The organism is Streptomyces iranensis (assembly GCF_017874715.1).
In the GTDB taxonomy this organism is placed as follows: domain Bacteria; phylum Actinomycetota; class Actinomycetes; order Streptomycetales; family Streptomycetaceae; genus Streptomyces; species Streptomyces iranensis.
Genome location: NZ_JAGGLR010000006.1, coordinates 249,294 through 262,663, shown reverse-complemented (window position 1 = coordinate 262,663; position 13,370 = coordinate 249,294). Strand labels below are relative to the sequence as shown.

Genomic DNA, 13,370 nt, shown 5'->3' with positions numbered 1-13,370 from the left:
CATGGGCGGCACGGCAGGATCCGAAGGCGGCCGACGACGTGGCCGGGTCGCGCGCTGGGGTGCCCTGGCCGGCGCCGCGGCCCTGGCGACCGTGGGCGGGGTGGCCCCCGCATGGGCCGTGCCCGCGAAGGGCGGCCACACCGCGACCCCGGTGAAGCATGTGGTGGTGATCTTCGACGAGAACAACTCGTTCGACCACTACTTCGGTACCTACCCCAAGGCGGCGAACACGGACGGCACCAAGTTCACGCCGGCCAAGGACACCCCCAAGGACATCGACACCCTGGCGCATGCCGGGCTGCTGGAGAAGAACCCCAATCTCTACAAGCCCAAGCGGCTGCGCGGCGACCAGGCCATGACCTGCGACCAGAACCACTCCTACGGCCCCGAGCAGTACGCCGCCAATGCTGGCAAGGCCGATAAGTTCGTGGAGAACACCGAGGTCAGCAAGTGCACCGGGCTATTCGGCGAGCCCGGTCTGGTGATGGACTACTACGACGGAAACACCGTCACCGGCCTGTGGAACTACGCCCAGCACTACGCGATGAGCGACCGCTCCTTCAGCTCTGCCTACGGTCCCTCCACCCCCGGAGCGCTGGAGCTGGTCTCGGGCCAGACCCATGGCGTGATCTCCACCGACCCCAAGTCCTCGACCGAGGACCCGAAGCAGACCGACAAGCCGGACGCGTACGCGGTGGCCTCGCCGGACGCCAAGGGCGTCGGCACGATGATCAACGACCCGGATCCGGCCTTCGACGACTGCTCCAACAAGGACCACACCAGCGGCAACGCCCTGGCCCTGATGAAGGGCCGGAACGTCGGCGATCTGCTCAACGCCAAGGACGTGAGCTGGGGCTGGTTCCAGGGCGGCTTCCGCCCCAGCACCGCCTGGGACGGTGAGCAGGACCACTACGCCAAGTGCTCCGGCACCACCCACAAGAACGTCGGCGGCGCGGCCTCGGTGGACTACAGCCCGCACCACGCGCCGTTCCAGTACTACAAGTCCACGGCCAACCCGCATCACCTCCCGCCGAAGAACGTCCAGGAGATCGGGCACAGCGGCCGGGCCAACCACAACTACGACCTCACCGACTTCGACGCGGCGCTCAAGACGGGCCATCTGCCGTCCGTCAGCTTCCTGAAGGCCGCCGAGTACCAGGACGGTCACGCCGGCTACTCCGACCCGGTCGACGAGCAGCACTTCCTCGTCAAGCAGATCAACGCGATCCAGAAGTCGCCGCAGTGGAAGGACACCGCGATCGTCGTCGCGTACGACGACAGCGACGGCTGGTACGACCACGCCTACGCCAAGCCCCTCAACGGGTCGACCGACAAGACCACGGGTTCGGGCGGCAAGGCCACCGACAGCCCCGCCTGCCAGTCCGCTCCGAAGCCCGCGCGCGGCTACCAGGACCGCTGTGGCCCCGGCCCCCGGCAGCCGCTGCTGGTGATCTCGCCCTTCAGCAAGTCCAACAAGGTCGATCACACTCAGACCGAGCAGACCTCGGTCACCCGCTTCATCGAGGACAACTGGCACACCGGCCGGATCGGTGACGCCTCCTTCGACCGCCGGGCGAACACCCTCTCCGGGCTCTTCGACTTCCGTCACCCCAACAACACCCAGGTGCTGCTGAAGTCCGACGGCTCGGTCGCGTCGGTCCACACGTCCGGTCACTACACGACCTCCGCCCTGGCCGCCCACGCCCCGATCGTGAACGCCGCGGCCGCCGACGCCCCGACCACCCGGCGGCTCGCCGACGACAAGGGCATCTCCGCCGCCCTGCCCATCGGCCTCACGGCGGGTGCGCTGGTGCTCGGCGGCGCCGGTACGGCGCTGGCCCTCCACCGCCGCCGCACCGCGCGGACCGCGGGCTAGGCCCGTTCCGCGCGAGCGCGCGGCACACCGTCGTCGGGTCCGCCGCCACACCTCCTCCCCAGGTGACGGCGGGCCCGGCCGTTCACCGGAGGCCGCGGAACCAGGGCCGGGAATAAAGCGGAGCCTTTCTCCGGTTGAATGTCGCCGGTAGACGTGGAGGCGTGGCGGCGCAGCGCCGCACACGCTCACGCACACGACATACGCGCACCGTGCGGTGCGACCAGGGAGGCGGGCCACCGTGGCCGATGAGCAGGACCGGCGAGACGACCAGCGCGACCCCATCCGGGCCCGGCCCCTCGGCAGCGCACCGGTGCCCCTGTCGGTGCTGGACCTCGCGACCGTCGGCAGCGGGGTGACGGCCACCGAGGCGCTGCGGACCACCACCGAGCTCGCCCGGCTCGCCGAGCGCCGGGGCTTCCAGCGCTTCTGGGTCGCCGAGCACCACTCCATGCCCGGGGTCGCCAGCTCCTCCCCGGCCGTGATCCTCGCCCATCTCGCCGCGCACACCGAGCGGATCCGGCTGGGCTCCGGCGGGGTGATGCTCCCCAACCACGCCCCGCTGGTCATCGCCGAGCAGTTCGGCACCCTGGAGGCGCTCGCCCCCGGCCGGGTGGACCTCGGCCTCGGCCGGGCGCCCGGCACCGACGGGGCCACGGCCGCCGCGCTGCGCCGCACCGAGCGGCTGCGCGAGGGCGCCGACGACTTCCCCCAGCAGCTCGCCGAGCTGACCCGCTTCCTGGACGACGACTTCCCCGACGGCCACCGCTACGCCCGTATCCACGCGGTGCCGGGGCCGGTGCAGGGCACCGTGCCCGGCGGGGCCCAGTCCGCCGACCGGCCGTCGATCTGGCTGCTGGGCTCCAGCGGGTTCAGCGCCCGGCTCGCCGGGATGCTCGGCCTGCCGTTCTCCTTCGCCCACCACTTCTCCGCGGCCAACACCGTCCCCGCGCTCGACCTCTACCGGGAGACCTTCCGGCCGTCCGCCGTGCTGGACAAGCCGTACGCCTCGATCGGGGTCTCGGCCTTCGCCGCCGAGGACGAGAAGGAGGCCCACCGCCAGGTGCTCACCGGCGCCCTGGCCATGATCCGGCTGCGCACCGGACGCCCCGGCCTGGTGCCGACGCCCGAGGAGGCCGAGGGGCACGAGTTCAACGAGATCGAGCGCGACTTCATCAACAGCTGGCTCGCCAATGTCGAGTACGGCAGCCCGGACCAGGTCCGCGAGGGGCTCGATGGGCTGATCAAGCGCACCGGAGCGGACGAAGTCAAGATCACGGCCAATGCCCACGGCCGTGACGCCCGTCTGCGCTCGTACGAGCTGATCGCCGACGCCTACGATCTGCCGACGGCGCAGACGGAGGCTTAGGGCCCTTCTGGCGGATCGCTGCGGAGATCCGCCAGAAGGACCCCGGCCCTAACCCGGCGCCGGGCGGTTGATCATTGCCTGGATGCGGTCCGGCGGCACCGGACGGGAGTAGAACCACCCCTGTCCGGTATCGCAGCCGATCCGCCTCAGCCGCTCCGCCTGCTCGGCGCTCTCCACACATTCGGCCGTCACCGTGAGGCCCAGCCGGTGCGCGAGCTGCACCAGCGCCTCGACGATGGTCTCGTCGGCCGGATTCGGATGCTCCTCCGCCCGGAACCCCTGGACGAACGAGCCGTCCAGCTTGAGCGTGGAGACCGGCAGCCGGCTGAGATAGGCGAGGTTGGAGTAGCCCGTTCCGAAGTCGTCGATCGCGATGGCCACCCCCATGTCGCTGAGCGCCTGCAGCGCCTGGAGCGGCCGCCCCGTGGACCCCATCACCGCCGACTCGGTCAGCTCCAGCTGGAGCAGATGCGGCGGCAGCCCGGTCTCCGCCAGGATCGCGCCGACATCGGCCACCAGATCGGAGTCCCACACCTGGCGGACCGCCACATTCACGCTGACCACCAGCGGATGCGGCGGTTCGGCCAGCTGCCAGGCACGGGCCTGGCGGCAGGCCGTGCGCAGCACCCACCGGCCCAGCGGCACGATCGCGCCGTTCTCCTCGGCCAGCGGGATGAACCGGTTCGGCGACAGCCGCCCGAACTGCGGATGGTCCCAGCGCACCAGCGCCTCCACCCCCCGGACGACCCCGTCGCCCAACCCCACCAGCGGCTGGTAGTCGAGCACGAACTCGTCCCGCTCGACCGCCGGGCGCAGGGTGCTGGACAGCGCCTGCCGGGTCATCCGATGGGCGTTGCGCTCCGGGTCGAAGAGGGTCCAGCGCGCCTTGCCGTCCTCCTTCGCCCAGTACAGCGTGGTGTCCGCGGCCTGCATCAGCCAGGTGGTGTGGGTGCCGGCCGCGGGCCGCTCCACCACGCCGATGCTCGCCGACACCGACAGCCGCTGTCCGCCCACGTCGAACGGTTCCTGAAGGGCGGCCAGCACCGTCCGGGCGAGGTCGCACAGCTGCTCGGTGCCGGTGGAGTTGCGGACCAGCAGGGCGAACTCGTCCCCGCCGAGCCGCGCCACCAGATGGCCGTCGGGCGCCGCGCAGTCGGTGAGCCGCTGGGCGACCGCGCCGAGCAGCCGGTCGCCGACCCGGTGGCCGAGGGTGTCGTTGACCGCCTTGAAGCCGTCCAGGTCGAGATAGCAGAGCCCGATCCGGCCGGTGCCCCCGTGGTCGTAGGTGGCCGCCTCCAGCGCCCTGGTCATCCGCTCGAAGAACAGGCTGCGGTTGGGCAGCCGGGTCACCGGGTCGTGCATCTGCAGATGGCGCAGCCGCCCCTGGAGGTCGCGCTGGTCGCTGATGTCGGCCATCGACAGCAGCAGACTGCAGCTGTCCGGCGCGGGCTCGAGGGTGATCTCGGCCCACAGGGCATGGCCGTCGGCGCGCCGCAGCCGCCGGGTGCGGCGCAGCCGCGCGGCGCGGCCGCCGAGGACGTCCCGGTACTCCCGCCAGGTGCGCGGATCCTCGCGCAGATCGGCCAGGTCCGCCGCGCTGCGGGTGATCAGCAGGGCCGGATCGGTGCCGAGCAGGGCGCCGAGCGCGGGGTTGGCGTCGAGCACCCTGCCCTCGCGGTCGACGACGGCCATGGCGAGGCGCGCCACATTGAAGGCGGCGCGGTAGTCGCCGGGCGCGGGGCCGGTCGTGGGACCGGTGGTATGCCCGGTGGCGGGGCCGGTGGCGGGCCCGGCGGTATGCCCCGCCGTGGGCCCGGTGGTATGCCCCGTTGGGTGCCCCGCGCCCGGGGGCGCGCCGGGGCCTGGGGGCGTGCCCAGGACCGACGGCGCGCCGGGGGCCGGACGGGGTGCGCCGGGGTCCTCCGCGACCGGAAGGACGCTCGGCATAGCCTCACGCTCTGTGATCGTCGGCAGTGTCGCGCCCGGGGCGCGTCCCTGCCCGTCGGGGGTTCCGCTCACCGCTCGCTCCCGCGTGGCGTCTGTTGTGTCCAAGTTGTTCGTACACATCTTGTGCATGTCTCACACCGGGTGCCGGGCCGACCGTAAGTGCCTGCCTGAAGGGGGATTCCCCGCTGGAAATGTGCCGATCATAGGGGCTCGTACTCCGGGCGTTCCATCGATGCCATCGCGCTCACCGCCGCCTTGACAATGTGTTTGGTCGTATCTGTTCGACTCTGCGCGGGCCAACGGCCGCTCTGACCGATTGTGACCGTCTGTTACGTACCCGGATCGCGGCCTCTTCACTCGACCAGCCCAACTCAACAGGGCGTACCCCGCCAATTCACCTCAGGGTGGAGTGGGTGTTCCGACTACGCCCGGGAGGTCGACATGGTGCGTCCTCAGGTACCCGAGGGGGTGCACCGACAGCCTCGGCTGCGTCGGACCGGAGCCCTGCTCACCTCGCTGAGCGCGCTCATCGCGACCACCGTGGTGGCGGGCCCCGCCGTCGCGGCCGGCCCCGGCGGCCCCTGTGACCTGGAACGCACCGATGCCCACCACTCGGAGGGCGTGGACACCTGGAACTCCCGCTATCCGCGGCCGGTCCGCCGCCTGGACGCGGCGATGGTCTTCCTGTCCTTCCCGGACGCCCGGCCCCGGGTGACCCCCGCCCAACTGGCCGCCGACCACATCCCGGCGACCCCCAATTTCTTCAAACGGGCCTCCTACGGGAAGTTCGGCTTACGGGTGCATCCGCTGCGGCGCTGGATCACCATGCCCCAGCGCTCCACCGCGTACGCCATACAGCGCGACTGGAACGCCCAGCGCCGCGCGGCCTATCTGAGCGACGCCATCGAGGCCGCCGATCCGCACCTCGACTTCGCCCGCTACGACCTCGTCTATCTGGTCGCCGACCCCGACGCCCCCGGTGTGGACGCCGACGCGACGAAAGTGGTCAACTTCGAAAAGCCACTGCGCGCGGACGGTGTCGAGCTGCGCCGCCTGGTCACCGTTTTCGAGCACCATCCGCCGGACCGCAATGTGCTGGCCCATGAGACCGGGCATGTCTTCGACCTGCCCGACCTCTACCACCGGCCGAAGGACACCGACGGCAACGCCGAATGGGACACCTACGTCGGCGACTGGGACCTGATGGGAAGCCAGTTCGGCATGGCACCCGATCCGTTCGGCTGGCACAAGTGGAAGCTCGGCTGGCTCGGCGCGCGCCAGGTGGCCTGCGACCGCGCCACCGGACCGCGCCGATACACCCTCCAGCCCCTCGCCGCCCCCATGGCGCGCGGCCGGTCCGGCCCCGACACCCGCACCCGGCTGGTCGTGGTCCGCACCGGGCCCACCACCGCACTGGCCATCGAGGCGCGCGGCGGCAGCGGCAACGACGCGGGCACCTGCACCGAGGGCGTGCTGGTCTACCGCGTCCGCAACGACAAGGCGTCGGGCGACGGCCCCGTCCAGGTGCTGGACGGCCACCCCGCCACCTCCGCCTGCTGGAACGAGTCGGTCTACCCCGAACTCGCCGACGCCCCGCTCGGCGTCGGGGACAGCATGTCGGTCAAGGAGGACGCCGTACGGATCACGGTGGCGGGCCGCACCGCCGGCGGGGGCTGGACCGTCCGGGTCAACCGCCGGGCGCGCTGATGACGGCCGATGACGGGGCCGCGATGGCCAGGCGGTCCGCTGCCGGACCCGCGCCGACGCGGCAGGTCGGGCCGCTGCCGGACCCACGCCGAGGACCGGGGCGGGCTCCTAACCGTTGATCAAGTCGGCTTCGAGGTGGCACTTCGAGACTGTGGGCCCCTTTTCGACGTCGGGCGCCCGGGAGTTGAGAATGCCGCGATACGCGAATCTGGCCGAGGCCCTGAAGGAACGGGCCCTCCGGCGCCCCGACGGCACGGCGCTCGCCCACCCCGCCGCCGATGGCACCGAACACCGCGTGTCCTACGCCGCGCTCGATGCCCGCGCCGACGCCGTGGCCGCCTGGCTGCGCGCCCGGGACGCCGTCGGCCGCCGGGTGCTGCTCGCCATGGACCCCGGTCCGTGCGCGGCGGTCGCGCTGCTCGGCTGTCTGTACGCGGGGGCCGTCGCGGTGCCCGTACCAGCGCCGTCCGCCTCCCGGACCGATGCCGAGCGCACCGCCTCGATCGTCCGGGACGCCGCCGTGGACCTCGTCCTCACCGAGACCGCCCACGCCACCGAGACCTCCCGCCGGCTCTCCCGGATCGGCCGCGCCGGTCTGACCTGCCTCGCCATCGACGGAATGCGCCCCGACGCGGGCGCCGACACGCCCCGGCAACCCCTCCGAACCACCGCCGACAGCCTCGCGCTGCTCGCCTACGACTCCGGGCCCGCCACCGCCCCCCGCGGCGCCCTGCTGACGCATGGCAACCTTACGGCGGCCATGGCCGGGCTGCGGCGGACGCTCGGCACCGACCACCGGTCCCGGATCGGCGGCTGGCTGCCCCGCCGCCACACCCCCGGGCTGATCGGGCAGGTGCTGCACCCCTTATGGCTCGGCGCCACCGCCGTGACACTTCCGGCGGAGCCGTACCGCACCGATCCGCTCGGCTGGCTGCGCGCCATCAGCCGCCACGGCATCACCGAAACCCTCGCGCCCGACATCCTCCACGCCCGCTGCGCCGCGCTCCTCGGCGACGAGCCACCGGCCGGGCTCGACCTCTCCCGCTGGCGGACCGCGCTGAATGCCGGGGAGCCCGTTTCGGCCGGGACCATGGCCGCCTTCCCCCACCGCTGCGCCCCGCTGGGCCTGCGGCCGGGCACCCTGGTGGCCGGGTACGTCCCGGCCGAGGGGGCGCCGGTGCCGCTGGCCACGGGGCGCGCACCGGTGCCGGGCGCGGACTTCGCCGTCGTGGACCCGCTGACCGGGCGCCGGCTGCCCGACGGGGCGCCCGGGGAGATCTGGGTGCGCGGCCCCGCCGTCGCCACCGGCCACTGGGGCCGTCCATCGGACACCGCGCTGCTGTTCGCCGCCCGCGTCGCCGAGGGGCCTGGCGGCTTTCTGCGCACCGGCGATCTCGGCCTTACGGTCAACGGCCGGCTCCGGATGACCGGCCGGGTCCGTGACGCCCTCCTGGTGGACGGCCACACCCTGCACCCCCAGGACGTGGAGCGCGAACTGCTGCGCTGCGCGAAGGCGCTGGGGTCGGCCCGGGTGTTCTGCGCGGGGCCGGGCGCGGGGGCGCTGGTGGTCGTCCAGGAGGTCGTCCGTACGGTGGGCGGGGTGCGCACCGGGCTGCCCCGGCTGGCGGCCCGGATCCGCGCCCTGATCGCGGAGGAGTTCGGAGTCGAGACCGGCGCGCTGCTGCTGGTGCGCCCCGGCACCGTGCGCGGGGCGGGAACCGCCAAGGTACGGCGGGCCCTGCTGCGCGAGCGCTATCTGCGGGGTGAAGTGCGCGCGCTGCACGCCGAGTTCGGGCCGGGGGTCGGTGAGCCCTGCCGGGGTGGTGCGGCGTGAAAAGGGGGCGCACGGTCGCGTTCGCGCAACGGGATGGGCGTTCGACGGGCGTATTTCCCCGCGAATCGATGGAATGGCCGAGAGGGCGGGGGAATAATCCCCATGCGGGGTGAGGCCGGGCGGGGACAGTAGGGGACAGCAGGGGGCGGCATGGTCAGGGTGCTGATCGCGGAAGACATGCATATGTTGCGCAAGGCACTGGTCGCCCTGCTGGAATTCGAACCGGATATCGACGTGGTCGCCGAATTCTCCAACGGCGCCGAAATCCTGCCGCGCGCCCGAGAACTCCGCCCGGACGTCGCCGTGCTCGACATCGATCTGCCGGGCGTGGACGGGCTCACCGCCGCCGCCGAGTTGAGCACCGCCGTCCCCGAATGCCGCACCATGATGCTCACCAGCCTCGGCCGCCCCGGAAATCTGCGCCGGGCGCTGGCCGCCCAGGTCTCCGGCTTCCTGCTGAAGGACAGCAGCCCGGAGAAGCTGAGCGACGCCATCCGCGCCGTCGCCAAGGGCGAGCGGGTGATCGATCCCCAACTCGCGCTGGCCGCCCTGGACGACGGGCCACAGCCGCTGACCCCACGGGAGCTGGAGGTCCTGCGGTTCGCCGCGAAGGGCGAGGACTCCGGGCAGATCGCGGCCAAGCTGTTCCTGTCGGTGGGCACGGTGCGCAACTATCTGACGTCCGCCGTGACCAAGCTGGACGCCCGCAACCGGGTGGACGCCATCCGGATCGCCCGCGAGGCGGGCTGGCTGTAAGGCGGCGTACCGGCCTTCCCACGCGCTGGTCGGGCCTCAGGGGTTCCACGACCCGTCAGGGGCCGTTACGCCGTCACCGTCGGCCCCGGGCCGTACTCCCGGCCGCTCCGCGGCGGCGCGTCCACGGACACATCCAGCTCCGCCCGTAACTCGAACCTGCCGTCCGACCGCACGCCCGCGCGCAGCCGCCCGCCGAGGTTCTCCACCCGCACCCGGAGGTTGCCGATGCCGCTGCCGCCGTCCGAGCTGTCGGCGCGCAGGATCGTGGACGGCCGGCCCACCCCGTCGTTGACGAGGGTCAGCGACACCCGGTGTCCGCTGCGCCGCGCCTCGACCGCGCAGTGGTCGGCCTTGCTGTGCCGCAGCACATTGGTCAGCCCCTCGCGCAACACGCTCGCCAGCACCGTGTCCATCAGCTCCGGCAGCGGTCCGCAGTCGATCTCGGCCGTGGCGCTGATGCCCGCCGCGGCCAGCATCGAGCGGGCCGTCGCCGCCTCCGCCGACAGCGACATCTTGCGATAGCCGCTGGCCACCGCCCTTACGTCGGCGAGGGCCTGACGGGAGGTCTGCAGGATCTCCGAGAGCTCCTGCTGGGCGCGGGAGTTCTGCCGGGGCACCAGCCGGTGCACCAGCTCGCATTTGAGGGTGATCGTGGACAGGCTGTAGCCCAGCAGATCGTGCACGTCCCGGGAGAACCGCAGCCGCTCCTGGGCGACCGCCAGCCGGGCCAGCTCGGCCCGGGACCGGTACACCTCGGCGACCAGCCCGGACAGCCGCGAGAGCCCGAAGACCACCAGCCCGGTCAGCGCGGTGGAGACCGTGGTGTACGCGACCTGACCCCAGCCGAAGCCCACCTGGAACAGCAGGACGTCCGTGCACAGCAGGATGGCCGCGAACGCGGGCCACGCCAGCGCCGGGACCAGCACCAGCAGCGAGGAGCCGGCCAGGAAGCCCGGCATGCCCAGCCAGGCGTGTTTGAAGATGGCGAAGGGGGCGAAGGTCAGCACCGTCTGGAGCGCCAGCGTCCAGCGCCGCGCACCGCTGAGCCTGGGCGCGAGACCGGGGAAGGAGTGCAGCATCTGGAGGCAGAGCAGCACGGTCATCGGCAGCAGGGCGAGACCGAGCATCGCCGCGTCGACCGACCTGCCCGAACGATTGCCGTCGACCACATAGGTGACGGCCACGGCGAAGTACCCCACCAGCACGAGGACCGTGATGACCACGGCCAGACGCGGCGCCAGATCGTCCTGGTGGCGCGGTGGATGGTTCCCGGCATCGTCGGGCAAGAGGCTCCCCTGCACTCGTCCTCCGGATGGTCGGGCCGGATTGGGTGGCTTGCCCGAGAGTATCCGATCTTCACTGGGGTGGAGAGGCCCTGTGGAAGGCTCATGGTGTACGCAGAGTTACTGGATATCACGGGGGATCACAGGAAAAACGGAATCGGGTTGAGGTCCGCATAGGGCGTGGGCCCCGGCAGCCGGCCCAGTGCCACGGGGGCGTCGAAGAGCCGGCCGGGCGCGAACCGGGCCCAGTGCGGGCGCATTCCGGGCACCAGCACCTTGGCCACCGGCAGCCCCACATCCGGCCGGGTCTGGTCCAGCACCAGCAGTTCCAGACCGCGCCCGCGCGCCAACTCCCCTACGGTGGCCAGCGCGCCGCCCTCCGGGGGCTCCGGGGGGCCGGATGTCCCCGGGGGCGGTACGGCCGCCGGATCGGGGGCCAGATACGGGTGGTCGACGAGGGTCGCGGTACGGAACCAGCGCAGCGCCTCGGGCTCGGCGGCGCCGTAACCCCCGCCGTCGGCACGGGCCTCGACCACCGCCGGAAGCATCTGGTTCAGCTCGGCGAAGGCGTGGCACAGCGCGGTGTGCCGGTCGAAGTGGGCGCCGAAGCCGAAGGTGATGTCCTCGGCGGGCTTGTCGAGCCGCCGGGAGAGCGCGGCGACCACCGGGATGCCGAAGTCCGTGGTGAGATCCAGGGCCCACACCTCGCGCCGCACGCCCCGGTGGGCGGCGCGCACTTCGGCCAGCCACGAGTCGTCGAAGGCGTCCAGGGCCACGGCGGGCTGCCGGGTGCGGTTGTACCACCACAGGGCGACCGCGTCCCGCTCCACGAGCTCCAGGAAGCCCCGTACGACGGCGTCGGCCAGGGTGCCGCCCGCCGCCGCGCCGTTGGAGTCCGCCCGGCAGCAGCGGTGGCCCGGGGGCTGTGGGGCGCCGTAGTACAGCAGCGCGGTGGGCAGCAGCCGGTGGCGCTCGGCGGTGAGCGACCACACCGGGGTCCAGTCCAGCTCCGCGCCCTCGTCGAACGGATCCTGGACGCGGTGGCGCGCGGGGAGGGCGGGGTCCCGGAACTGGCGCGGGTCGAAGAGCTGGACGGTGTCCGGGTGCACCGCGTCCTCCGGGCGCAGATCGCGGTAGCGGGCGCGCTGACGCGGCTCGTCCCCCTGGAAGTGGCCGCTGTAGTGCTCCAGGGCCTCGCACAGCGCGCTCGCCCGCGCCTGTTCGGCCGTGCGGCCCTTACCGTGGGCGGCGGCCCCCAGCCCGGCCCTTACGGCGTCCAGGCCGCTGTGGGGGCCCGCTCCGGCGTACGAAGGGTGGCGGGCGTGGAAGCAGTTGAGGACTGCGGGGCCGCGCGGATCGCGCCGGATCTCGGTGACCAGCCCGGTGACGGGGTCCACCAGATGTCCGTAGCGCTCCATGATCCCGCGCGGGGAGGTGTCGGCAGCGGTCCCGGTTTCGGTCAGTGGCTCCCGTGGCTCCCTTGACTCCTGTGGCTCCCGTGGCGAGGGCAGCGACAGGGGCGCCCGTATCCGGGCCGCGACCAGCGCCGGATCGCCGCAGCCGGCGCACTGCGGGCGTCGGGAGAGCGGATGGCGGTCCACGGTGGCGGTGAGGCTGTCCAGGGTGCGCAGCTCCCGCTGGCCCGGGTGCCGGTACCCGGCCAGCCACTTGGCGGCCTCCAGGGCGGCGAGCTGGAGCGCGGCGGCGCGGCTCGCGGGCAGGGAGGCGGGCGGCCGCGGCACGGGTCCGGGGCGGCCGAGCCGGCGCTGGAGATACGCCTCGGCCTGCCGTCCGCGCCACAGCCGGTCGGCCAGACAGACCCAGCACGGATCGTCCGGGGCGCCGAGGAACGGGCCCAGCCACGCCTGGGTGCCCACCGGTTTGACGGGCAGCCAGCGACGGCCGGCGGCCCGGTGCGCGGCGTCCACGGCGGCGAGCCGCGGATCGAGGTAGTCATCGCACACCACAAGGGTGAGTTCTGCGGCGCCATGTTGACGGAGGGCGATTTGACATATCTCCCGCCGAGGGCTATTGGCTCCCGAGGCCGTCGGATCGCCGTCCGCCGCCTCCGCGTTCACGGACCTCGGGTCCGCCGTCTCGCCGTCCACGGTCCCCAGCCCCGCGACGCGCAGCGCCCGGACCACCTCGTCCGGACCGGTCGAACCGAGCACCAGCGGGGCCACGGCGGGGCGGGCGGACGCGGGCGTGGGGGCCGGGGCGGAGCCGCCCGTGCCCAGCCCGGCCAGCTCCCAGTACGCCTCCTCGGGGCTCCAGGCGTGCTCCCGCTCGGAGACCAGCCCGGCCGCGCGGAGACGGGCGATGACGCGCTCGGCCTGCCCGGCCGGGACCGCGTCGGCCGGGACCGCGTCGGCCGGGACCGCGCCGGGCGGGCCCGCGGCGGGCGGGACCGCGGCGCGGCCGGGCGCGGCGGCCTCGGTGAGGATGTGGGCGAGGTCCCGCGACCCGTCGAGCAGCGGCGCCAGCGCGGCGATCGCCCGCCCGTGCAGCGCCGTGACCCCGTGCTCGGAGACGAGGTAGACGGCCTCGCCGGGCACCGGCTCGACCCGCAGATGTGGTGTGAAGCCCAGTTCGCCGGTCATC

8 protein-coding genes are annotated in these 13,370 nt (G+C 73.1%); 5 read left to right on the top strand and 3 right to left on the bottom strand.

Going from position 1 to position 13,370, the window contains the following annotated elements; genetic code table 11:
- Position 1: 1 nt before the first annotated feature.
- Entirely contained in the window at positions 2–1,876 is a 1,875-nt protein-coding gene (locus J2Z30_RS12870) for a phospholipase C (RefSeq protein WP_044574776.1), read from the top strand.
- Between the two features lie 238 nt (positions 1,877–2,114).
- Complete coding sequence (locus tag J2Z30_RS12865) at positions 2,115–3,242, top strand: LLM class flavin-dependent oxidoreductase (RefSeq protein ID WP_209468656.1); 1,128 nt, start codon at positions 2,115–2,117, stop codon at positions 3,240–3,242.
- A gap of 48 nt (positions 3,243–3,290) precedes the next feature.
- Here J2Z30_RS12865 and J2Z30_RS12860 read toward each other — a convergent pair whose 3' ends face one another.
- Positions 3,291–4,934 (bottom strand): putative bifunctional diguanylate cyclase/phosphodiesterase, encoded by a 1,644-nt coding sequence (locus J2Z30_RS12860; protein ID WP_281062697.1) that lies wholly within the window; start codon positions 4,932–4,934, stop codon positions 3,291–3,293.
- A gap of 696 nt (positions 4,935–5,630) precedes the next feature.
- Between J2Z30_RS12860 and J2Z30_RS12855 the strand changes: the two genes are divergently transcribed.
- From J2Z30_RS12855 to J2Z30_RS12845, 3 genes are all read left to right on the top strand, one after another.
- A complete protein-coding gene (locus J2Z30_RS12855; RefSeq protein WP_044574780.1) occupies positions 5,631–6,896 on the top strand; it encodes a M6 family metalloprotease domain-containing protein in 1,266 nt (421 codons plus the stop codon).
- A 190-nt stretch (positions 6,897–7,086) separates the two neighbouring features.
- Positions 7,087–8,730 carry an AMP-binding protein gene (locus tag J2Z30_RS12850; RefSeq protein WP_052701563.1) on the top strand — a complete coding sequence of 548 codons (1,644 nt, stop codon included), beginning with the start codon at positions 7,087–7,089 and terminating at the stop codon, positions 8,728–8,730.
- 150 nt (positions 8,731–8,880) lie between these two features.
- Positions 8,881–9,486, top strand: coding sequence for a response regulator transcription factor (locus tag J2Z30_RS12845; protein ID WP_044574783.1), 606 nt, complete (start codon positions 8,881–8,883; stop codon positions 9,484–9,486).
- Between the two features lie 65 nt (positions 9,487–9,551).
- Here J2Z30_RS12845 and J2Z30_RS12840 read toward each other — a convergent pair whose 3' ends face one another.
- Positions 9,552–10,772, bottom strand: a complete 1,221-nt coding sequence (locus tag J2Z30_RS12840) for a sensor histidine kinase (protein ID WP_245387926.1) — start codon at positions 10,770–10,772, stop codon at positions 9,552–9,554.
- 137 nt (positions 10,773–10,909) lie between these two features.
- Positions 10,910–13,369, bottom strand: coding sequence for a TOMM precursor leader peptide-binding protein (locus J2Z30_RS12835; protein WP_044574789.1), 2,460 nt, complete (start codon positions 13,367–13,369; stop codon positions 10,910–10,912).
- Position 13,370 lies beyond the last annotated feature (1 nt).

Coding starts and splice junctions, on each gene's coding strand:
- J2Z30_RS12870 (WP_044574776.1), top strand. CDS start 2: ATGGGCGGCACGGCAGGATCCGAAGGCGGCCGACGACGTGGCCGGGTC.
- J2Z30_RS12860 (WP_281062697.1), bottom strand. CDS start 4,934: ATGGCCGTCGTCGACCGCGAGGGCAGGGTGCTCGACGCCAACCCCGCG.
- J2Z30_RS12855 (WP_044574780.1), top strand. CDS start 5,631: ATGGTGCGTCCTCAGGTACCCGAGGGGGTGCACCGACAGCCTCGGCTG.
- J2Z30_RS12850 (WP_052701563.1), top strand. CDS start 7,087: ATGCCGCGATACGCGAATCTGGCCGAGGCCCTGAAGGAACGGGCCCTC.
- J2Z30_RS12845 (WP_044574783.1), top strand. CDS start 8,881: ATGGTCAGGGTGCTGATCGCGGAAGACATGCATATGTTGCGCAAGGCA.
- J2Z30_RS12835 (WP_044574789.1), bottom strand. CDS start 13,369: ATGACCGGCGAACTGGGCTTCACACCACATCTGCGGGTCGAGCCGGTG.